Source organism: Microcoleus sp. AR_TQ3_B6 (assembly GCF_036702785.1).
In the GTDB taxonomy this organism is placed as follows: domain Bacteria; phylum Cyanobacteriota; class Cyanobacteriia; order Cyanobacteriales; family Microcoleaceae; genus Microcoleus.
In genome coordinates this window covers 49311-71929 of sequence record NZ_JAUBVJ010000004.1, presented here as the reverse complement: position 1 = coordinate 71929, position 22619 = coordinate 49311, and the positions used below count along the sequence as shown (strand labels likewise).

Annotated in this window: 18 protein-coding genes and 1 pseudogene; 14 read left to right on the top strand and 5 right to left on the bottom strand. The window is 46.1% G+C overall.

Annotated features, from left to right (window positions below; genetic code table 11):
* Window positions 1-80: 80 nt before the first annotated feature.
* The 6 genes and pseudogenes from QUB56_RS37095 to fabZ all read left to right on the top strand — a co-directional run.
* Window positions 81-755 (top strand): annotated as a pseudogene (locus QUB56_RS37095) (hypothetical protein); the annotation flags it as partial.
* 107 nt (window positions 756-862) lie between these two features.
* Window positions 863-2134, top strand: coding sequence for a transposase (locus QUB56_RS03550; protein ID WP_332953221.1), 1272 nt, complete (start codon window positions 863-865; stop codon window positions 2132-2134).
* Window positions 2135-2177: 43 nt separating this feature from the next.
* Window positions 2178-2369 (top strand): zinc ribbon domain-containing protein, encoded by a 192-nt coding sequence (locus QUB56_RS03545; RefSeq protein ID WP_332953219.1) that lies wholly within the window; start codon window positions 2178-2180, stop codon window positions 2367-2369.
* A 267-nt stretch (window positions 2370-2636) separates the two neighbouring features.
* Entirely contained in the window at window positions 2637-5018 is a 2382-nt protein-coding gene (locus tag QUB56_RS03540; RefSeq protein WP_332953218.1) for a BamA/TamA family outer membrane protein, read from the top strand.
* Between the two features lie 342 nt (window positions 5019-5360).
* Window positions 5361-6215: a UDP-3-O-acyl-N-acetylglucosamine deacetylase gene (gene lpxC / locus QUB56_RS03535; protein WP_332953217.1), complete on the top strand. Its 855-nt coding sequence runs from the start codon at window positions 5361-5363 to the stop codon at window positions 6213-6215.
* Window positions 6216-6311: 96 nt separating this feature from the next.
* Window positions 6312-6833 carry a 3-hydroxyacyl-ACP dehydratase FabZ gene (gene fabZ, locus QUB56_RS03530; protein WP_332953216.1) on the top strand — a complete coding sequence of 174 codons (522 nt, stop codon included), beginning with the start codon at window positions 6312-6314 and terminating at the stop codon, window positions 6831-6833.
* A gap of 59 nt (window positions 6834-6892) precedes the next feature.
* On the opposite strand, the gene QUB56_RS03525 is transcribed toward fabZ, so the two are convergent.
* Window positions 6893-7030, bottom strand: a complete 138-nt coding sequence (locus QUB56_RS03525) for a hypothetical protein (protein ID WP_332953214.1) — start codon at window positions 7028-7030, stop codon at window positions 6893-6895.
* On the opposite strand from QUB56_RS03525, the gene lpxA reads away from it, so the two are divergent.
* Genes lpxA through QUB56_RS03505 form a run of 4 tightly spaced genes read left to right on the top strand, consistent with a single transcriptional unit; the run spans window position 7031 to window position 10937 of the window.
* The gene (gene lpxA, locus QUB56_RS03520) at window positions 7031-7825 is read left to right on the top strand and encodes an acyl-ACP--UDP-N-acetylglucosamine O-acyltransferase (RefSeq protein ID WP_332953213.1); all 795 of its coding nucleotides are present in this window, start codon (window positions 7031-7033) and stop codon (window positions 7823-7825) included.
* Between the two features lie 41 nt (window positions 7826-7866).
* Window positions 7867-8469, top strand: coding sequence for a Uma2 family endonuclease (locus tag QUB56_RS03515; protein ID WP_332953212.1), 603 nt, complete (start codon window positions 7867-7869; stop codon window positions 8467-8469).
* Window positions 8470-8478: 9 nt separating this feature from the next.
* On the top strand, window positions 8479-9651 hold the full coding sequence (gene lpxB / locus QUB56_RS03510; protein WP_332953211.1) for a lipid-A-disaccharide synthase: 1173 nt from the start codon (window positions 8479-8481) through the stop codon (window positions 9649-9651).
* Between the two features lie 23 nt (window positions 9652-9674).
* Entirely contained in the window at window positions 9675-10937 is a 1263-nt protein-coding gene (locus tag QUB56_RS03505) for a DNA cytosine methyltransferase (protein ID WP_332953210.1), read from the top strand.
* Between the two features lie 258 nt (window positions 10938-11195).
* On the opposite strand, the gene QUB56_RS37090 is transcribed toward QUB56_RS03505, so the two are convergent.
* Complete coding sequence (locus QUB56_RS37090; protein ID WP_445243305.1) at window positions 11196-11291, bottom strand: hypothetical protein; 96 nt, start codon at window positions 11289-11291, stop codon at window positions 11196-11198.
* Window positions 11292-11659: 368 nt separating this feature from the next.
* On the opposite strand from QUB56_RS37090, the gene QUB56_RS03500 reads away from it, so the two are divergent.
* Complete coding sequence (locus tag QUB56_RS03500) at window positions 11660-12004, top strand: phospholipid-binding protein (RefSeq protein WP_332953208.1); 345 nt, start codon at window positions 11660-11662, stop codon at window positions 12002-12004.
* A 242-nt stretch (window positions 12005-12246) separates the two neighbouring features.
* Window positions 12247-12618, top strand: coding sequence for a DUF4278 domain-containing protein (locus tag QUB56_RS03495; RefSeq protein WP_332953207.1), 372 nt, complete (start codon window positions 12247-12249; stop codon window positions 12616-12618).
* 110 nt (window positions 12619-12728) lie between these two features.
* Here QUB56_RS03495 and QUB56_RS03490 read toward each other — a convergent pair whose 3' ends face one another.
* Window positions 12729-13001, bottom strand: a complete 273-nt coding sequence (locus QUB56_RS03490) for a hypothetical protein (RefSeq protein ID WP_332953206.1) — start codon at window positions 12999-13001, stop codon at window positions 12729-12731.
* A gap of 259 nt (window positions 13002-13260) precedes the next feature.
* On the opposite strand from QUB56_RS03490, the gene QUB56_RS03485 reads away from it, so the two are divergent.
* Together QUB56_RS03485 and QUB56_RS03480 are read left to right on the top strand one after the other, a co-directional pair.
* A complete protein-coding gene (locus QUB56_RS03485; protein WP_332953205.1) occupies window positions 13261-16308 on the top strand; it encodes an NACHT C-terminal alpha/beta 1 domain-containing protein in 3048 nt (1015 codons plus the stop codon).
* A 99-nt stretch (window positions 16309-16407) separates the two neighbouring features.
* Window positions 16408-16653, top strand: a complete 246-nt coding sequence (locus QUB56_RS03480; RefSeq protein WP_445243304.1) for a DUF433 domain-containing protein — start codon at window positions 16408-16410, stop codon at window positions 16651-16653.
* A gap of 12 nt (window positions 16654-16665) precedes the next feature.
* On the opposite strand, the gene QUB56_RS03475 is transcribed toward QUB56_RS03480, so the two are convergent.
* Together QUB56_RS03475 and QUB56_RS03470 are read right to left on the bottom strand one after the other, a co-directional pair.
* Window positions 16666-18813 carry an RtcB family protein gene (locus QUB56_RS03475; protein ID WP_332953204.1) on the bottom strand — a complete coding sequence of 716 codons (2148 nt, stop codon included), beginning with the start codon at window positions 18811-18813 and terminating at the stop codon, window positions 16666-16668.
* Window positions 18814-19312: 499 nt separating this feature from the next.
* Complete coding sequence (locus QUB56_RS03470) at window positions 19313-22540, bottom strand: efflux RND transporter permease subunit (RefSeq protein WP_332953201.1); 3228 nt, start codon at window positions 22538-22540, stop codon at window positions 19313-19315.
* Window positions 22541-22619 lie beyond the last annotated feature (79 nt).

Genomic DNA, 22619 nt, shown 5'->3' with positions numbered 1-22619 from the left:
CCACCCCAGCCCTTCCCTTAGTAAGGCGAGGGAGTAAGAAATTCACAAATGATTTAGGAGGGCTATAATGACCAAGTAAAATGATTGTATTAGAAGTCAAAAGTTACGCAAAACCTGAGCATTTTAAAGCAGTTGGCGAAGCGCTCAGAATTTGTCAATTCATTCGCCACAAATCGATTCGGTTAGGGATTGAGGGTGATGTGAAGTCTTGGTTCGATCTTTCTAAATACTGTGCTATGGCAATCCTTGCAGGAGTTGTAAATTTTTTACCCCACCCCAGCCCTCCCCGAACTCGCGGTCCGGGAGTAAGAAATTCACAAATGATGCGAGGAGCGCTATATTTGGGTTAAAGAATTTGACGAATGCTAATAAATTAGGTGCAATGGCACGACAAGCCTGTGCAGAAAGAGCATGGGCTTCGATATCGCGATTCTATGAAAATGTTAAAAAAGGAGTTAAAGGTAGAAAAGTAGGTTTCCCGAAATTTCAACAAGAGTGTCGAAGCGTTGAGTATAAAACAAATTCAGGTAAGCTAGCGGACGATCGTAAATCAATAACATTTACCGATAAGTGCGGAATCGGTCGATTAAAAATGAAAGGTACTCGCGACGGGTGATACAATCTTTCGTCAAATCAAGCGGGTGAGATTAGTTAAACGTGCTGATGGATACTCGGCTCAATTCTGCATTTCGGTAGACCCTATAGAAAGTATGCCAGCGACGGGAACCACGATCGGTCTTGACGTGGGATTGAAGGTATTGTGAAACTTCGTTAAGTTTGTAAGCATCAATAAACAATAGTAGTATCATATTATCATAGTAGTCGAGTAAAAAACACATGAGTTAAAGGATGGAAACCTTAAATGCAACTAGCAGAGAGGCACATCATTAAATCTACAGAACATCGTTTCGCGGAAATTGATGAATTAGCTTTTAAATCCAAGAATCTCTACAATGCTGCCACCTACGTCATTCGTCAGAGCTTTATTTATGGATGGGGTTACATCAACTACAATGAAATGAATCGTTTGATGAAATATCATCAAGCATACAAGGCTTTACCAGCTAAAGTCAGCCAACAAATATTGATGATATTGGACAAGAATTGGAAATCGTTTTTTGAAGCAGTCAAAGCTTATAAAGCTGATGACTCTAAATTCACTGGTCGCCCAAAACTGCCGAAGTATAAGGATAAAGCCAAGGGTCGTAATATTCTTATCTATACGATTCAGGCAATTAGCAGAAAGCAATTGAAAAAAGGAATTATCAAGCTTTCGGGTACGGAAATTTTGATAAACACCAAAGTAAATCCCGATCGAATTTGCCAAGTTAGGTTGGTTCCCAAATGTGATTCGTATGTAATTGAGGTAATTTATGATGAACCGGAGTCCACCGTCAGTAACGATATTTTGGCAGCTAGTATTGATTTAGGACTGAATAATTTAGTGGCGTTAACTTCAAATCAGCCGGGTTTCATCCCTCTGTTGATTAACGGGCGACCATTAAAATCGATTAACCAGTTCTACAACAAACGCTCTTCACACTTACAATTTCAGTTAAAAGGAAGTCGCAAAAGTTCGCCCCGCATTCAGCGCTTAACTCGCTGTCGCAACCAAAAAGTCGATAATTACTTGCATCATACCAGTCGCCTGATTGTCGATCATTTGGTCGCCCAAAAAATTGGAATCTTAGTAATTGGCAAAAATGCACAATGGAAAACCGAGATTGATTTAGGAAAGCAAACCAACCAAAACTTCGTCAGTATTCCTCACGCTCGACTGATTGAGATGTTGGAATATAAAGCTCGATTGGTTGGAGTTAAGGTGATCGTGCAAGAGGAATCTTACACATCTAAATCAAATTTTTTGAATCTAGACCCGATTCCTGTGTACGGGCATACTGGCGCTGATGATATGGTATTTAGCGGTAAACGAATCAAGAGAGGTTTGTACAAGACATCGGTCGGTCAATTAATTAACTCCGATGTGAATGGCGCCTACAACATTTTGAGAAAAGCAATCCCAAATGCGTTTAGCAATGGGATAGAGAGCTGCGTAGTTCAGCCGAGGCGGGTCAATCCGCTCAAAGTAAAAGTGAAGGGGGAGGGACTTGATGCCTCCCATGTCATGTCATAAATGACTATGCTTTTGCCAGCTATTTGGTAGAATCACGATCGCCGTGAATCCTGCTTGTACAAGCCCAGAATCTAGTAGTTGTGGGACGATCGTTAATCAGAGGCTGTCCGCCCGATCGCATATATGTAAGTGCGGTTGTGAGATGGACACAGATCAAAACGTCGCAATTAACATCCTCGCATTGCGGGATAGGTACGGTAGGGCATACCGGAACCTTGCTACAACGGTAGCGTAAACGCTTAGGGAGATGGGATAAAGCTAGTTAAGTGCGGCAGCGCTCTTAATTTAAGTCCGGTCGCTGAACTAAGAATCCTCACGCCTTGGGGCCCAGGAGTGTCATAATTGCACAGTTTGTTGCCATTATTCCCGCGTCAGCACTCAGCAGTCAACAGTCATCAGTTAGTGGGAGATAGCTAATTGACCCGACTTAATGACTAATGACTAATGACTGATGACTGATTGACTAATGTGGTGTGTGGATTGCCTAAAAAAGTGAACAAAAATGCGCTTATCTGCTGTATTGGTGGCAGTTTTTACTGCCTCAGCAACATTCGGGTTATCAAATTCTGCTTCCGGCCAAACATCATACTCTGAATCAGCAGAGGAAACTTTGGCCGCCGTTACCCCCGCCCCGCCGATCGAATTACCCGATCGCCCCATTCGAGAATTAACCCAAAATCCTCCTCAAAACCGCAAAGCCGCTAAAACCAGCAAAGGGGAAGCCCTAAAAATAGCGGAGGCACCTGACAGAGGAGAAAACGACCGCAAACCCCGAGACGGATTCACAGACACGCCCTCCCCGGTTTCGCCTTCGGAGCTTCAACTCAAACCCGAGCTAGCATCCAACCCCTCCCCTGCCTCTAGCAGCCAAAACGCCCTGCCAGAGGCGCAAATGGGCAGCCCGCTCCCCCCCGAGCCATCGGCTGTAACGCCCGCCTGGATCGCAGCAGAGCTAGGGAAACCAGATGAATCCGGGGCGATCGCTCAAAACGCCCAAGTTACCCCCAGACCGGCCCCGACGAGACCGCCGGCTAACACCGTTCCCCCATTGCCCCCTGGCACAGCACCGCAGCCCAGACAAACCCCCGCACCCGCCGGGGCGGCAGAACCGCAAGTGCTAGTTGCAGAAGTTACCGTCACCGGGGCGACGGCAGACTTGGAACGCGAGATTTACCGAGTCATCACCACCCAACCGGGACGCACGACCAACCGCAGCCAACTGCAACAAGACATCAACGCCATTTTTGCCACGGGCTTTTTCAGAAACGTGCGGGCAGTACCGGAAGACACCCCGTTGGGCGTCCGGGTGACTTTTATTGTGCAGGCAAATCCGGTGCTGCGGGGAGTGACAATCACCGGCCAGCAAGTGCTGCCCCAAAGCGTAATTGACGAAAGCTTCCGCGATCAGTACGGCAAAATTCTCAACCTCCGCCGCTTTGAGGAGGGTGTGAAAAAAATTAATGCGTGGTATCAAGAGAACGGCTATGTTTTGGGCCAAATCACTGATGCCCCGCAAGTAGCAGACGACGGTACAGTCACCCTGGTAGTGGCAGAAGGCCAGATCGAATCCGTTGATGTCCGCTTCCTGAACAAGGAGGGAGAGTCAACGGATGCCACGGGTCAGCCGATCGGAGGCAACACCCGCCGCTTTGTCATCACCCGTGAAGTAGAACTCAAGCCCGGAGACATCTTTAACCGCACCAAGGCGGAAAGAGATTTGAGACGGGTGTTTGGTTTGGGAATTTTTGAAGACGTGCGGCTTGCCTTGGAACCGGGAACCACGGACCCCCGCAAGGCAAGGGTAATTGTCAACGTCATCGAGAAAAATACTGGTTCTCTGGCTGCAGGTGCGGGTTTGAGTTCCGCGACGGGTTTGTTCGGTACGGTGAGTTACCAGCAACAAAACTTGGGCGGTAGAAACCAGAAATTGGGGGCTGAAGTACAAATCGGGGAACGCCAAACGCTGTTTGACCTGAGTTTTACTGACCCCTGGATTGCCGGCGATCCTTACCGCACTTCTTTCACTGCTAATGTTTTTAGAAGGCGATCGATCAGCGTGATTTTTGACGGCGGCGAACAGGAAGTCAGATTGCCCAACGACGATCGACCCCGCATCGTCCGCACCGGTGCCGGTATCAATTTCACCCGTCCCCTGTCGCGCAATCCTTTTGCCGATTCTGAGTGGACTGCTTCAGTCGGCTTGCAGTACCAGCGAGTCTCCATTACCGATCGCAAAGGGCGTCGGGAATCCCGGGACGAACTAGGCAACCTGTTAAGTTTTAGCGATTCGGGCTCCGACGACTTGACAACACTGCAAGCAGGTGTTGTGCGCGATCGGCGCAACGACCCCCTGCGCCCCACTAGCGGTTCCCTGCTCAGGTTTGGGATGGAACAATCGATTCCTGTAGGTTCCGGCAACATCCTGTTAAACCGCCTGCGGGCCAGCTACAGCTTTTACCTACCAGTCAAGTACACTAACTTTACCCCCGGCCCTCAAACCCTGGCATTCAGTTTTAGAGGCGGCACCGTATTCGGAGATTTGCCTCCCTACGAAGCCTTTGCGTTGGGCGGCGCCAACTCGGTGCGCGGATACGACGAAGGCGACATGGGAGCAGGCCGCAGCTTCCTAGAAGCCAGCGTTGAGTACCGTTTCCCGATTGTTTCTTTTCTCGGCGGAGCGCTATTTTTGGATGCTGGCACCGACTTGGGCACGGGGAAAGATGTCCCGGGCGATCCTGCCGGTATCCGGGGAAAGCCGGGTAGCGGTTACGGTTACGGCCTCGGCGTGCGGATTCAATCTCCTTTAGGACCGATCCGCATCGATTACGGTATCAACGACACCGGCGACAATCAAATTCACTTTGGGATTGGTGAGCGATTCTAATTAAAGTTGACTGTTGACTGTTGACTGTTGACTGTTGACTGTTGAACGTTGACATTAGTTAGGGGGTAATTGGTAATTGGTAATTGGTAATGGGTAATTGCTAATTACTAATTCTCCCAATCTCCCCTCTCCCACTCTTCCCTCAAACCTCTTCCCTCTTCCTTCGGTCAAGTGTCAACCCTTCTCTAAGCGAGCCGGCAAGCTGTCAACAGTCAACAGTCAACTCGGACCTCTTCCTTCTTCCTTCGGTCAAGTGTCAACCCTTCTCTAAGCGAGCCGGCAAGCTGTCAACAGTCAACAGTCAACAGTCAACAGTCAACAGTCAACTGTTCCTTCTTCCAAATGACTCAACATACCTTAAAATCTGAATTTGAACTGTCGGGAATCGGTTTGCACAGCGGCGAACAAACTCGCGTCCGAGTTTTGCCTGCAGAGGTTGGGGAAGGCCGCTATTTTGTCAGAATAGACTTGCCCGGTACTCCGATAATTCCTGCAAAAATTGAGGCGGTTTGTCAGACTGCACTTTCCACTGAACTGGCAGGTATTGATGCTCAAATTCGCACGGTAGAGCATCTATTAGCCGCTTTGGCGGGGATGGGAGCGGATAATGCTCGAATTGAGGTTGATGGGCCGGAAGTGCCGCTGCTGGACGGTTCAGCTCAGGTATGGGTAGAGGCGATCGCCCATACCGGCTTAGTTCCTCAAGAATCGAAGCAAGACCCCACTCCCTCCGGCGTACTAGAACAGCCGATTTGGGTGCGTCACGGGGATGCTTTTGCAGCGGCTTTACCGTCAGCGGAAACTCGGTTTAGTTACGGAATTGATTTTGAGGAACAGGCGATCGGCAATCAATGGTACAGTTGGTCGCCAGAGGCAGAAAGTTTTGCGACGGCGATCGCCCCAGCCCGCACTTTTGGACTTGCTCGCCAAGTTGACCAATTGCGACAAGCAGGTTTGATCAAAGGTGGTACCCTAGAAAACGCCCTAGTCTGCGATCGCTCCGGCTGGCTTAACCCGCCCTTGAGATTTGCAAACGAACCTGTGCGCCATAAAATCCTAGACTTAGTAGGCGACCTCAGTCTGCTAGGAACTTGGCCAAAAGCTCACTACTTGGCTTACAAAGCCAGTCACAATCTGCACGTCCAACTTGCCCAAGTCCTGAAATCGGAAGCTCTAGCTACGCTAGAGAAAAGTTAGGAAAAAACAGGTTATCGGTTAAGATTTCATCTTCCTTCTTCCTTCTTCCTTCTTCCTTCTTCCTTCTACCATACTACACTCAAAAGTCTTCAAGTAATGTCCACGCTGACTGAAGTTAACACCCTCAATACTGCTAATTCTGAATCCGTTCCCACCGAAAACGGTCAGGATTCTCCAGCGGTTAAATCTACTTTTACTCTCGAAGAAATTCAGAAATTATTGCCTCATCGCTATCCTTTTGCACTGGTTGACAAGATTGTTGATTACGTGCAGTCCGAGAAGGCTGTAGGAATTAAAAATGTGACTTTCAACGAACCACATTTTCAAGGGCATTTTCCCGGAAGGCCCATTATGCCTGGCGTATTAATTGTCGAAGCGATGGCTCAAGTTGGCGGTATTGTTCTCGCTCAGTTGCCCGACATCGAGCAAGGATTGTGGATGTTTACCGGAATTGATAAAGTCAAGTTCCGCCGTCAGGTTGTACCGGGCGATCAGTTGCTGATGACTGTAGAATTGCTGTGGGTAAAACGCCGTCGCTTTGCAAAAATCCAGGCTCTGGCGGAAGTAGACGGACAAAAAGTTTGTGAAGGAGAATTGACGTTTTCGATGGTAGATTAAATTGGGGAATTGGTAAGAGTTTGCGGGTAATTGTGAGTTGTGATTTTTGAGTTTTGAACTTAACTGAAAACCGCAAAGCGTTGCGAGGAACCAAGCAATCTTAAAATTAAAAATTTTCCTTCTTCCCTCTTCCTTCTTCCTTCTTCCTTCTTCCTTCTTCCTTCTTCCTTCCCACTTACCAGCAAAAAAACAGACAAATGCTTACTTTGATTCACCCAACTGCTGTGATTCATCCCGGTGCTGAACTTCACCCGACTGTAGAAGTGGGAGCTTATGCTGTAATTGGGGAAAGAGTGAAAATCGGGCCGGAAACTAAGATTGGCGCTCATGCAATTATCGACGGGCTAACAGAAATAGGCGCTCGAAATCAAATTTTCCCCGGTGCGGCGATTGGTTTGGAACCTCAAGATTTGAAATACGAGGGTTCTGCGACTAGGGTGAAAATTGGCGACAGCAATCTGATTCGGGAATACGTGACAATTAACCGCGCTACAGGAGCGGGTGAAAGCACGACAATTGGCAATCATAATCTATTGATGGCTTATGTTCATGTAGGACACAATTGCGCGATCGCCGATCGAGTAATTATCGCCAATGCTGTAGCCTTAGCCGGACACGTTAAAATCGAGTCTCAAGCCCGATTGAGCGGTGTTCTGGGCGTTCACCAGTTTGTCCACATCGGCCGCTTGTCTATGGTGGGCGGCTTGAGCAGGATCGATCGAGACGTACCTCCTTATATGCTAGTCGAGGGGAATCCTTCGAGAGTGCGAGCAATTAACAAAGTAGGTCTCGAACGCGCCGGTTTTACCCCAGAAGATTTGCTAGTTTTGAAGAAAACTTTTCGTATTCTATACCGTTCTGGCTACACTCTCAATCAAGCTTTGGAACACTTGGATTTGTTACCAGAAAACGCCCACTTGCAGCACCTGCGGAGATTTGTGCAGCAGTCTGTAACCACAGGGCGGCGCGGTTTGATTCCAGGCAAGAAATAAATGAGGTAGAATAAACTTATGAACTAAGCGACTGTTGCTCTATGAATGTATATACTTCAGTCAAATCTACATCCCCTGAAACAGAACAAGATGGCTGCATTAGGTTCTCAGGTGTTAGTTGGCAGCAATTTCAAGGGATAGAAGCAGCTTTTAAAGATGTCAGAGGTGTGAAATTTTTCTATCTCGATCGAATACTGCAAATTATCACTGTCTCGCCCGAACACGAAATAATCAAGAAAACTCTCTGTATGCTCTTAGAGGCATATATGAGAGCAAATGGGATTCGATTTTACGGCAAGGGCGGCCCGACTCTGGGTGACAGAGAATTAGGCGGTAGAAAAGAGCCGGATGATTCCTATGATATAGGAACCAAAAAAATAGTCCCAGATATTGCTATTGAAGTGGTAATTACCAGTGGCGGGATAAATACTCTAGAGTTCTACAAAAGATTGGGCGTTCGGGAAGTCTGGTTTTGGCAAAATAGTCAGTTATCTCTCTATTACTTAAGAGGTGAAAATTATGAGCAGGTGGCCCGGAGTACATTCCTTCCCGAGCTCGACTTAGAATTACTCCTACGCTGTGCTAATATGCCAGATCAATATGATGCTGTTACTGAGTTATTAGCAAACATCTCACCTGTTTAAAGTTAGAATATGAAAATTTTTATCAGCACTGGTGAGGTTTCGGGCGATTTGCAAGGAGCTTTGTTAGTTGCAGCCTTAAAACGTCACGCTGTCGCCGCTGGTTTGGAGTTAGAAATAACAGGATTGGGCGGTCACCGTATGGCGGAAGCTGGTGCTACTATTTTAGGCGATACTGTGGGTATTGGTTCTATGGGCATTATAGAATCTATACCCTATATTTTGCCAACGATCAAAGTTCAGGAAAAAGCTAAAAAATATCTCAAAAACTTCCCCCCCGATGCGGTTGTATTGATTGATTATTTGACTCCAAATCTCGGTATTGGCAGCTACATCCGCCGCTGTTTGCCGGGTTTGCCGGTGGTTTGGTACATCGCACCTCAAGAATGGGTTTGGTCTATTTCTCCTCGCAATACTGAGCTGATTGTCAATATTTGCGACAAACTTTTGGCAATTTTCCCGGAAGAAGCTTGTTATTTTCGGGAAAAAGGAGCTGAAGTGAGTTGGGTTGGTCATCCTTTGGTGGATAGAATGCAATCTGCGCCCAGCCGGGAAGTGGCCCGCAAAACTTTGGGAATTGTGCCGGAAAAGGTGTCGATCGCCCTAATTCCCGCTTCCAGACACCAAGAGCTCAAGTACCTGATGCCGGTCATATTTGAGGCCGCTCAAATTATTCAAGCTAAATTGCCGGAAGTTCATTTTTGGATTCCCCTTGCTAATCAAGCTTTCCGCAGCCAAATCGAACAGGCGATCGAGAATTACGGTTTGCGGGCTACTTTGTTAGAAAATCAAACTCTGGAAATCTTGGCTGCTGCCGATCTGGCCATCACTAAATCTGGTACTGTTAATCTGGAGCTAGCTTTGCTCGACGTTCCGCAAGTTGTCGCCTACCGCGTCAGTCCGATTACGGCGATTATTGCTCGCTACGTGCTGAAATTTTCGATTCCTTTTATGTCTCCGCCCAATTTGGTGCAAATGAAGCCGATCGTCCCTGAGTTGCTGCAAGACGACGCTACTGCGGAAAATATAGTGAACCATGCACTGGAATTGCTGCAAAATGCCGATCGGCGCCAGCAAACTTTGGCAGGCTATCGGGAAATGCGCGAAAGTCTCGGAGATGTGGGCGTGTGCGATCGCGCGGCTGCGGAAATAATGAAAAATGTTAAATTAAATAGAGCAAATTAAAGCAACTTTGTTATTGAAATGTTATGCCAAGCAATCGGAAAAAGCGACCGATCGCTGTTGATTTATTTGCAGGCGCGGGCGGCATGACACTGGGCTTTGAACAAGCAGGTTTTGACGTACTTGCCTCAGTCGAAATTGATCCAGTCCACTGCGCGACACACCTGTTTAATTTCCCGATGTGTTCTATTTTGTGCCAAGATGTCGCACAGCTTCGCGGATCGGAAATTCGCAAAAAATCGGCGATCGGGCGGCGCGAGATAGACGTAGTAATCAGCGGTTCGCCCTGTCAAGGATTCTCGATGATGGGCAAGCGCGATGTGGACGACCCGCGAAATTCTCTAATCTTTCACTTTCAGCGCTTAGTTTTGGAGCTAAAACCCAAGTTTTTCGTAATGGAAAATGTGCCGGGAATTGCCTCAGGAGAACACAAAGAACTCCTGAATATTTTAATTAACTCTTTTCTGGAAGCAGGCTATCAAGTAGAAGAAAACTATCAAGTTCTCAACGCCCTTAACTACGGAGTGCCGCAAGCTCGCAAACGATTGTTTCTGATTGGCTGCAAAAAAGATTATGAGCTGCCCAAATACCCTCAGCCAACTACTATACTGCCTAAAACTAAAGTTCCTAAACGCTATAAAAAAGTTAATTTACCTGCTGTCCCGACAGTTTGGGATGCGATTGGAGATTTGCCGGAAGTGGAAAACTACAGCGAGTTGCTGCACCGAGATTGGGTAGTCGCGGAGTACGGAAAGAGCAGCACTTATGCGAGTATAATGCGCGGAATCGAAGGTTTGGATGATGATTATTCCTACGATCGCGAGTACGATCGACAAATCCTCTCTTGTAGTTTGCGAACTAAACATTCTCAGGAATGTATGGAAAGGTTTCAGGCTGCCAAACACGGCGAAAAAGAGCCGATCAGCCGTTTTTACAAGCTGCATCCCGAGGGAGTTTGCAACACTCTCAGGGCCGGAACCGACAGGGCGAGGGGGGCTTATACTTCGCCGAGACCGATTCACCCGATCGCCCCTCGGTGCATTACAGTCAGAGAAGCTGCGCGGCTGCATTCCTATCCTGACTGGTTTAGATTTCACGTCACAAAATGGCACGGTTTTCGCCAAGTCGGAAATTCTGTACCGCCGCGATTGGCGAAAGTTGTAGCAGCGCAGATTATTAGCGCTTTGGGCGTGACAGCAATTAAGCCGAGTCTCAAGCTGACATGGGGAGATGATTCGTTGCTTAAACTGAATTGGTCGGAAGCAGAACAATATTATCTAAAAAGTTAAGAATTAGATTTAATTATCTGTAATTGGGAATTGGTAAATACAGCCAATTCCACGTTGATAAGGTACATCAGTCAAGGGATCGAGCGCTTACGGGAAACGGCACTGCCGTGTCCTCTATCGAAAGCTATGTACCTCACTTACCTAAAAAATGCTGTAAGTAGTGATTTTTGCCTTTCATCTGCTTATACACAGCGGGTTAGATCAAATCGGATCGCTACTTCTACAGGACTACCCCGAAGTAAGCGCGGGCCGCCCTTTCTATATCATTTGGGACAAATCAATGACCGGCACGAGATGTCCCCGGTAGTTAAACAAACCGGAAAGGTATTCCTGCCCGCTGTGCAGTTTTTTCAAGGTGAGAGTGGGAACTACTTTGACCAAGAATTTCAAAGGTGGTACCCGCCACGTGATTTATCCGTGGAATCAATCCCAAATCGCAAATCTAAAATCCTCAAGAAAGAGCATTTATCCGTGGGGTCAATCTAAAATCTAAAATCTAAAATCTAAAATCGATTGACTGCGCGCCTGCTATCTCCGGCGTTGCGATCGTCCTATACATCAAATAGGAACATCAACATCTGGATACCATTAAAAATTTTAGATTGTGAAAGTTTTCCGGCAAAACATTTTGATAAATTTCGCTGAGTTTTGCAACAATTACCAGTCTTGGGGAATTCTAGAGCTATCTTGGAAAAAGTGTATTTTCAGGAGACTCAAATACTATGGGTTGGTTTAAAAGACTGTTCGGACTCGAAAAGCCTCAAGAGCAGGCTCAACCGATGGCACAAGTAGTACAGGAAGCAGCCCAATCGCAATCCATCGATCCTGCTAAAGTCGGCCCCGAGGGAGTTTTTGACGAAAGCGGCTTGGCGAAGCGGGTTGCTTTAGCTTTTGACAGCGATCCAGAAGTTGCGGATATCGATACTGTTTGGGTTGCTCAGCTCAGCAGCACGGTTGTTCTCAAGGGTCAAGTTGCGAGTCAGGAAATTCTCGACAAGTTGGTGGCGATCGCCTCTGCTGAAGAAGGCGCAACCAACGTGCAAACCGATCAGGTGACAGTCGGGTAGTTCTTCCCAAGCGAAGCAGGTTCGCGCAGGGTGCGGCTCGAAGCAGTCAAAAGCTCGATTAAACCCGCTGCGGCGGGTTTTTTCCTGCCGTCTCCCCCTCACAATATTAATTTTTGTAAAAAAAACGGATTCATCTGAAAAAACAGTATAATTGAATACAGAAACTAAAAAAGTTTTAGCTAGGAAAACCCAAGCTGACCTGACTGCCCTTTTTATCTCCATACATATAAGGATCAAAAAATATGAAACTCACTTATCGCGGCGCAAACTACGAGTACGACATTCCGACCGTCGATATGGTTGAAGGCGAAGTTGCGGGCAAATATCGGGGTCAAAACTGGAACTATCGCTATCCGAGACACATTCCCCACCCCAAAAAATACGGCGGCACAAACTATACCAGAAAGGGAGATTCTCAAGCTGGCGATCGGGATGTCGCAGCAGCTAGCGACCCAGCGGCGGTTAAATCTTACCTAACAGGTGTGGAAGTGGCGCAAGTGCACCGGGCGAATATTTGCAATATTCTCGATCGAAGAAAGCAAGCAGCCCAAGCCAATGGCGATGAAAGACTGCTGCGCTTGCTAGAAATTGAGTCGAGACAGATGGTTTGTTAGAGAAAAGCTTCAGAAAACAAAGCGTTTGTCAAGAGGGGGAAATCGAGTTAAGCTCAATTTCCCCCTTTTGATGCTGTTTGTGCGATCGATCTTGCACCCTCGAAGCGCTATCAATCGTCGGGATTTTGGGCTGTGCGCTCTTTTTTAATGCGATCGATCTCATCAAAACTCTTTTGGGTGCGGCGGGTTTTGACGATTAACTCTATAGCTTGAGTAATCATCGACGGGATAACATCGAGGACGGGTTTACCTGAATTCACATCGAGATTGCCCTTGATGCCGATAATGATGGCTTGTGTGACAAATGCGATCTCTATAACTCGCCCCACAAACTTTTGACGATTGTCTTGATTTTTTCCGCTTTTTGTAATCCGGTTAAACATATTTTGTGTATCTCTGAAGGTCATGATTCAGTGATACTGAAGTGTAGAGGTTGAAATTAAGGCAGTTCAGTTCAGATATTAAGTTCCCTGTTCTGATATCTTGCTACGTTCGCCATCAAGTCCGAAATATTTTTAGTCCACTTAAGTGGACTTTCGCTATTAGCCAGGGGTTTAAACCCCTGGCGGGCTTTCAGACTGGCGGGCGATCGGTGCGATCGGTTAATGTATTGATATCTACAATGGTATTGAGCTACTACCGATGAAGGAAACCCGCAAACGTGGTATTCGCGCAACGGAAGAAGGACGAAAAAAACTCACAACGGCCAAAGCTGCTAAACGCAACCATAACGACAAAGTTTGGACTTATTTGGACATCGCCACAGCAGCGGAAGTGAACGAAACAACCGTTAAGCGGTTTTTCCGGGGAGAAGCGGTAGATAGAGAGTCTGCAATTTCGATTTGCAAAGCTTTAGGTTTGGAAGTAACAGATATAGTCGATGCAAACGACTTAAACCCACCTACATCGAAACTCACACCAACAGAAATCGACTGGCGCGATATCTGCGACAAAGTTGTAGCAACTCAACAACTCCGCCGTCAAGCAACAGCACAACAATATGAATTAAATATTTACGTTCCCTTGGGATTAATGGAACGTCCCAAAACACCAAACCCCATACCAAACCCCACAGGCGAAGAGTCACGCCAGAAAGAACCAGAACTGCAAATCGTCCAAACTTATAAAGATGAGGCTTTTTTCCAGAAAGTGATTGCCGAAAATCGCACCGAAAAAGGCAAGCATATCGCGATCGTTGGCGAACCGGGTGCGGGGAAAACTACGCTGTTGGGAGAATTGGCGGAACGGTTGCCGAAAAATTCCCCGGATTTTCCGATTTGTATTCGACTGGCAGATTTACGGGAAAGCACCATTGAAGATTATTTACTCGATAATTGGCTGAAAAAAGCGCTATATTTTATCGATGCTGATGCGGAAAATGTAACGCCAGGAATCAGAAAAGCTCTCAAACAACTTTTCTGTCAAGGTAAAGTGTGGTTGCTGCTTGATGCCGTGGATGAAATGGCGGCGGAATCCCCCGTGCAGGCGTTGGCGAAAATTCGGGAACAACTGACAGACTGGGTGGGTAAGGCGCGGGTGGTGCTAACTTGCCGTTTGAATGTTTGGGATGCGGCGATTAGCAATACCCTGACAAGTTTTGATACTTATAAAACTTTGGAATTTGAACCGGATGATGTGGATGAGTTTATTCGCCAGTGGTTTGAGGAGGCGAGTCAGGATGAGAAACGGCGCAATTCTGACAATGAAAATTTTTGGCGAGAACAGGGAAAACGCTTAACAAGACAGTTAAAAGAACCGGGAAAAGAGCGAATCAAAGAACTGGTACGCAATCCCCTGCGGTTGTCGATGTTGTGTCAGTCTTGGTGCGTACCCGAACAGGAATTGCCCGAAACGAAGGCGGCACTTTACGAGCAGTTTACTACTTATTTTTTTGAGTGGAAACAAGAGGAATTTCAGAAAAAGCACCGAGTATTAAAGGAAACGGATAAAAAACAGATTCAACAAGCTTTGGCAAAGTTGGCTTTAGCGGCAATGGAAAGCGCCAATCGGTTTCGGATTGAGCAAGAATTTGCGATCGAGCAAATGGGGGAAGAGTGGTTTGATTTAGCGGATGAATTGGGATGGTTGGTTTTAGTTGACAGGGATACGCGCACCAAAAAGCCTGTTTATGCTTTCTACCATCCCACGTTTCAGGAATATTTTGCTGCTTGTGCAATTGCGGATTGGCACTTTTTCTTAAATCATGTGCCGGAGAATCCGAAGCAGGGTATTTACCGCATTTTTGAGAAGCAGTGGAAAGAGGTGATTTTGCTGTGGTTGGGGCGAGGCGAGATAGAACCAAAGCCGAAACAGGAATTTATTGATGCTCTGGTCAAGTTTGAGGATGGGTGTGGATGTTTTTATAATTATCAGGCATTTTTAATGGCAGCTAAAGGAATAGCCGAATTTGACAACTATGACTCAGCATTAGAGATTATCAAACAAATTGTTCAGTGGAGCTTTGGTTATTTAAGTGTTGAACTTAATCAATGGCTCACAGATGTTTATCCTCAGATTAGAGATGCTGCGAAGCAAATACTACGAGAAATTAATCATTCTCTTGTAATTCCGCAGTTAATAAACTTACTCAATACTCCGAATGAATATCGTTGTATTGAAGTAGCTGATAGTTTAGGCAAAGTTGTTCCTGGACATCCAAAAGCAGTTGAAAGTTTAATTAACTTAATCAAAACCTGTTCTATTCCAGGTGTTCGTATGAAAGCGGTTATTGTGTTGGCAAATATTGGCAAGGATAATCAGGAAACAATTACCCATCTGGTTGATCTCATACATAGTAGTCCCGATGATCCGCTTGTTCGTAGTATTGCTGCTCAGTGTGTGGGAAAAATTGATTCTAACCATCCCGATGCAATTTTATTGACGGTTACTGTACCTAACTCTTTTGAAGAGTCTTCGGAATCAAAAAAAATGGAAACGAACTCTGAAGATAAAATCAAATCATTAATTAGTCAGATTTGCACGACTTCTGATGAACCAATTAATTTTGAGGTGATTCAAGATTTAAGGCATATAATTAAATTGCATCTAAAATCAGCAGTGTCAGCTTTAAAAGAAGCCCTACCTGTTCAATTGAACGATGAGAAAGATTTTAAGCTTCACAAAATTTGCTGGGAATTCCTCTGGCAATGCTCTGAAAATCTATCTTACCCCGACTTCTATCAAGCTTGGCATCCAGACACCCTTACCGACTCCGCAACAGCAAGCCTCAACTTAGCAAACTTACCCCAAATCCTTGCCGAAGCCATTAACGATCGACCCGATCTATGCAGCAAAGTAAAACTAATTTGCATCGACACTCACCAATTCATCGACCCGGATAACCCCGCCCAAGAAATTTACGATGAAATTCTAAATCAAAATTGTCCAGAGTGGCAGAATGGGTATCCAGATACAATGCAAAAACTCAAACTCTATTGGAATTCCCTGCGCCGCCAAAGCGAAATTCCCCTGTTTTTCATCTGCTACGATTCCACCGCACTCTCAGCCACGCCCACAGGATTTAACGATTCATTTCTGAAAGCTTTAAGCAAATTCGATCGCGCGATTTGTGTGGTGTGCGAACAAGGAAATATTCCCTTGCCAACTTTTTCACCCAGCCAACCCGATTTAGTCGCTGCTGTTGTAGCATGGATTCGGCGAAGTATACTAGAAAATAGACATCCTATTTAAGAGCCGATCGACAAACCAGAAACCAGGACACTTACAAAGACCGAGTATAAATATATAGAACTGAACGAAGACAATGTTCCCATCATAGCCGGAACTACGATGAAAGTCGTTGAATTAGTCGAATCTCAGATAGCTTATGGTGGGAGTCCAGCAGAATTACACCTCAATCATCGCTACTTAACTATGAGCCAAATTCTTTCTGCCTTAGCTTATTATTGGGATGGCAAACAAGAACTCGATGCAGAAATCAAGCGACGAAAAGAGTATGTTAAACAGGCAGAAATTGAAGCTGGCGAATCTCCTTTTGCTGCTAGACTACGTGCTCAAGGGCTATTGCCTTTATAGCTTCCCTTAAATTCAACCCTTGACACAAACCACCTGCTTCAAAGTCGCCACAACTTCCACCAAATCCGACTGCTGACTCATCACCTCATCAATCGGCTTATAAGCCCCCGGAATTTCATCTAAAAATTGCTCATCTTTCCGGCACTCAACCCCCTCAGTCTGCCGCACAAAATCATCGAGAGTGAATACATTCTTCGCTTGAGTGCGAGACATCAAGCGCCCCGCACCGTGAGCACAAGAACAGTAACTTTCAACATTACCTTTACCCTTAACAATGAAAGACTTCGCCCCCATCGAGCCCGGAATAATCCCGTAATCCTCAACATCCGCGCGCACGGCACCCTTGCGAGTCACATACACATCTTCGCCAAAATGCACCTCTTTTTCCGCGTAATTGTGGTGGCAATTCACCTCTAATAACGGCTTAACAGATTTGCCGCCCGCGACGTGCTTTTCCACAATTCGCTTAAACCGATTCATCATTACATCGCGATTAAAACGAGCATAATCTTGCGCCCACTGCAAATCATGCCAGTAAGCCGCAAACTCCCGCGTACCCGCTACAAAATAAGCCAAATCTTTGTCAGCCAGATTAATTTCTGCCAGTTTAGCTAAATCTTTAGCAGTCTCGATGTGCTGCTGTGCGAGCAAATTTCCAATGCCGCGAGAACCGGAATGCAGCATCAGCCAAACAAAGTTTTCAGTATCAACGCAAACCTCAATAAAATGATTGCCGCCGCCGAGGGAGCCCATTTGTTTTAAGGCTTTATTCTTTTGATGCTGCACACCTTGATGAAGTTCCTTAAACTCCCCCCATCCTTGCCAGTTGGTGACTGTTTTTTCTACTTCTTTATTTTCTGCAAATCCCACAGGAATCGCCGCTTCGATATCGAGTCTAATTTGTTTGAGTTTGCCTTCTAATTTGTGGGCGGTGAAAGGCATTTTCACAGCCATCATACCGCAGTTATGGACAAATACTCCTGCAGTTAACGCAAAGTTGCCGTATTCGGGAACTGTTAGGCAATAGACATCTTCCTTTTCAACTAAAGGAATAATATCAACTACTTTGTGGTTGTAGCCGTGCTGATTTTTCCGATGATTGTGAAGCCCGATAGGAGTTTTAATTTGATCTCCACAAGTCTCACAAGTGTATAGCCGATTAGCAATTTCTTTACTCTTTGCTTTCCCCTTTTCACTCTGATTGTAATTAATTAGATACTGCTTTCCTCGTTCGCCATTCCCTGCAACTGACTCTCTGAAGTGTTGGGGATTTTTCTCCATATACTTAAGAATATTTTTCGTGCCGCGTTCTGCATAATATCTGTGTCCGTCTGAGGTTTGAGCTTTATCAGCTAGGGCTTGCTTTCTTTTCTGTTCAAATTCCAGGGATTGCCAATAGGTGTTTCTATCAACCAATGAGCGGTGATAGGCTGAGTGGTCATTATTACCCATGAATTCTAAATTTTCTGGTCTATTATCTGCGGTATCAAAGTTTTTGTGATGAATCACTGTTCTCTGATTGGGGAAAGATGGTATGTCTCCTAACAAACCAGAACGAGCAATCATCCAATGAGCTTTCTGCCATCTACCGGAATAGTTTTGCTGTACTAAGGTATACCCATCCTTATCTAGTTTGGAATAAAAGGGCATCAAAGAGGTTCCAGTTGTCAAATCCCGCGCTTCTCGGTATTCACCATTCCGCAACATGAATTGATGATCGGGAGTGCATTTGATTTCTTCTCCATTATCCAGTACCACTTTAACCAGTGCGGCATTGTTTCTAGTTAATTTGGCTGTAGCCTTAGCAGCAACAATTCGGCCTGTTTCTGTACAGGAGTAGATAAAAAATTCTTTTTGACTCCTAGCCAGTTCTCCGATCGCATAAGATTTGCCATCAACTAGAGGAATTTGTGTATCATCAGTAAAGCAGCCAATATCCACGCCCACCGCAGCCGGAATAATCGCTTCTTTTGTGGCAATTACTGAACCGACTAAAGCACCTTTGCCTAAATGTACGTCGGGCATTAGTGCGACGTGTTTGAATACAAAGGGCAAAGATGCTACGTTTGCGGTCATCTTGGTTTCTTTTTCGCCGAGGGCGTGATTTGCCCAAGATAATACTGGTTTTGGGGCTGATATGTCTAATTTTTCGTAGGGCATTTTTGTTTAAGTTTGTTTTGCCAGTTTTTTGTGTAGTATTTATTGTAACATAAAATGTTTCGGATGTCAAACACACTAATTCTCGTAGGGTGCGTCAGTCGGGAATTTCTTTTGGGAGTCATAGAATGTTTAATGACGCACCTTACCCACTAATTCTTGCCGCGTCAACTTCACCTCAAATGCAGTAGCGGTATTGTTGGTAAATCCGACACTCCGACAGGGAATGAATTCCCTGTCTCATAGCTAAAGTCCTCTGAAAGAGGACTAAAATCGATTGCCCTTCCCGTCAAAATCTACAGTCGGTTTTAACCGACTTTCGCTTTGAGGCAGGGGTTTAAACCCCTGCCTGTCTCATAGCTAAAGTCCTCTGAAAGAGGACTAAAATCGATCGCCCTTCCCGTCAAAATCTACAGTCGGTTTTAACCGACTTTCGCTTTGAGGCAGGGGTTTAAACCCCTGCCGGATTGCGTCGAAGTGCGTAAAAAGCTGACACTACATTTTACAAATTCGGAGTCTTTCTCGCCGCCTTCTGCACGGGAATAGCAACCGTCTGCGGCTTCTTCTTCGCTGCAAACATCCCAAAGAAATCGTGCAGCAAAATATAGAAACAGGGAATAATAAACAGCGTCAGCAGCGTCGCCAGCGACAAACCGGAAAACACCACCACACCCAAAGGTTGCAGAAACTCCGAACCCTCTCCAATTCCCAAAGCTAGGGGAAACAAACCCAAAACTGTAGTAATAGTTGTCATCAAAATCGGTCGCAAGCGCTGAGGTGCCGCCCTGAGAATTGCTGTAGTGCGATCGACCTTTTCCTCTTCCAGAATTTGGTTCGCCAACTCGATCATAATGATGCCGTTATTCACCACAATTCCCACTAGCAAAATTGCACCGATCATCACCGTCGCACCGATCGCAGTTTTGGTCACATAAAGCCCGAATATACCCGCAGCCAATGCCAGCGGCACTGTCAGCAAAATCACCAGCGGGTCAACCAAGGAATTGTACTGCACCGCCATCGCTACAAACACTAAAAAAGTCGCCAACCCGCCCAAAAGTTTTAGAGAAGTTTGCAATTGCTGATTAGTTTCAGCAGCCGAACTCGGCACAATGCTTACTCCTGGCGGCAACTTCATTTCTGATAAAACTGCATCGACTTGCTGGACAGCATCGCCGAGACTTGCACCCTTATTCAAGTTTCCGACAACTAAGAAAACTTGCCGCTGGTTGAGACGCTGAATTTCTCCTGGTGCTTTGCCGATCGTAATATTGGCCACATCGCTTAAACGGACGATGCTGTTATTGCCGCCAGATAAGGGAATTTGTCCGAGTTGGGAAGTATTTTTTACAGAAGTGCGATCGAACTGCACCCGCACATCTACCAAACGGTTTCCCCGCTGCAATTGAGTCGGAACAGCACCTTCAATTGCTGTCTGAATCGTCTCCCCAATGTCTTGGGCCGTCAGCCCGTACACCGCAGCCTTTTCCCAGTCTGGACGAATTTGCACTTCTGACTGCGCCGGGTCTGCCTCCGGCCGAAACCGGGCTAATTTTACCTTCTCATCTAATTCTTTTAATATCTGACTGCCTGCTTGCTGCAATACTTCTTCAGTTGGCCCCTGAACTATCACATCAATTTCGCCGCCCCGCACTGGGGAATTAGTTAAAACTAAACCCCTAATCGATTCTGGAACTAGCCGGAGGCGAGTTCCTTTAGGAACGTCAAGTTTCTTGAATTCCTCAGTCATTCTTTCCGTAAAAGCGATAGTATTCGTACCTGGTTTTAGCGTGATTGTGCTGCTTCCCCTGAGCAAATTTTCCACTGTATTGTTGCCGAAAAGCAGCCCTCCCGCTGTCGTTAAAGTGTAGGCTGTTTCTGGCTGTGCGAGCAGAAGTTTATCGGCGGCGGCAACCACTTTTTGATTTGTTTCCAAGTTAGTACCCGGAGGAAACGAAGCAAATAATCGAGCTTGACTTGTATTAACTCTCGGCAAAATCTCTTGGGGAATTTGACCTGCCATCACCCAAGTGCCGCCGCCTAAAATGACAAAAGCGACTGCAATGATAATTAACCGCAAACCCAGGACTTTTGACAGCATTGAACCGTAGGCACGCGTACCGTTTTCAAAGCCGCGGTTAAAATGTTTTATCGGCCCGAACTGATTGATACCGCTGGAATAAGAGATTCCCATCAAGCGAGAAGTCAGCATCGGCACTACAGTTAAAGCTACTAACAGAGACGCCGCTACTGCAAAGCTAATTGTCAATATTAATTCGTTAAATAGCAGCGAAAAGAAGCCGCCAATCAGCAAAAATGGCAGCACTGATACTAAGTTCGCTGCTGTTGAGGCAACCATTGCTGATTCTACTTCTTCACTCCGCAATACTGACTCTTCTATTGTGCGTTCTTTTCGATCTTTGATTCTGCCTTTTTTCAGATGAGGGTTGCTGTCTAGACCGACTACTATATTTTCTAAAATAACTACGCTGGTGTCGATCGCCTGACCGATTCCTAACGCTAAACCGCCTAAACTAAACAAGTTCAGCGACAAGCCGAACAGCCGCATTAAAATAATGGCTGCTAGAGTACACAGGGGAATAGTCAGAGAGATAATCAGGGTTTGTCTCAGGGAACCTAAAAAGAACAAAACTGCGATCGCGGCGAGGACTGCGCCGGAAACTCCCGAATTGGTCACATCGGCTAAGGAATTGCGGATAAATCGGGATTCGTCTAAGGTCGTAACTACGGTCATGTCTGCCGAAATTAAGCCTGACTCCTGCATTTCTTTGATGCGATTTTTTACTCCGTCTACAACAGTAATGGTGTTGGCGTCCGGCTGTTTCAAGATGCTAATTTTAACGGCTGGTTTTTGATTGAGAAAAACTTTGACTCGCTGTTCTTCTGTACCGTCATTTACTTTTGCAAAATCGCGCAGGTAAACTCGTTTGGGCGGGTTAGAACCAGATACTTGAAAGGAAAGATTGGCGATTTCTGTCGCATTTTTAAAGCGGCCGATTGTGCGCGCCAGCGGTTCGTTTGATTCTTGCCGCAGCCGGCCGCCGGAAGTGTCTAAATTGCGCTCGCGCAAAGCATTAAAAACGTCGTTAAGATTAACTCCTAAACTTTGCAGCCGATTCAGGTCAATATTAACTTGAATTTCTTCTTGAACGCCGCCGGAAATGTCAACGGAAGCTACTCCGGGAATCACGTTTATTTCCCTGGCCAATTCTTCATCGGCAAATACCCGCAAATCTACCCCTTGGCGCGAGTCTGAAGTCAGGGCAAATTCGTAAACCGGCTGTTGAGAAGGGTCAAATTTAAACAGATTTGGCGATTCAACTGTATCGGGAAGTCGGTTGCGAATGCGGTTGACGGAGGCTGTAGCGTCGTTGAGGGCTTGGTCAATATCGCCGCCCGGTTTAAAGAATAAATCGACGCTGACTTGTCCTTCGCGAGTGCGGGAGAAAACTTGCGTGACTCCTTCTGTTGCGGAAAGTCCTTGTTCGAGGGGGCGGGTAATTTCGTCAACGGCGACTTCTGGGGAGACTCCGGGGGCGTCTAAGCGCACGCTGATGCGGGGATAGGTGATGGAGGGCAGCAAGTCAACGGGCAGTTGGGTTATGTAGAAAATGCCCACGACTATAATGGCAAGTGTCAGCATGAGGGTGCCGATGTGGCGGCGAATCGCGGTCGCGCTAATGCTGAATCCGGGTTTATCGGCGGTCATTGGATTTTAGATTTTAGATTTTAGATTTTAGATTTTAGAATTGAAAAGTTTACCCAGTCAGTCAGATTAATTCTTGTAG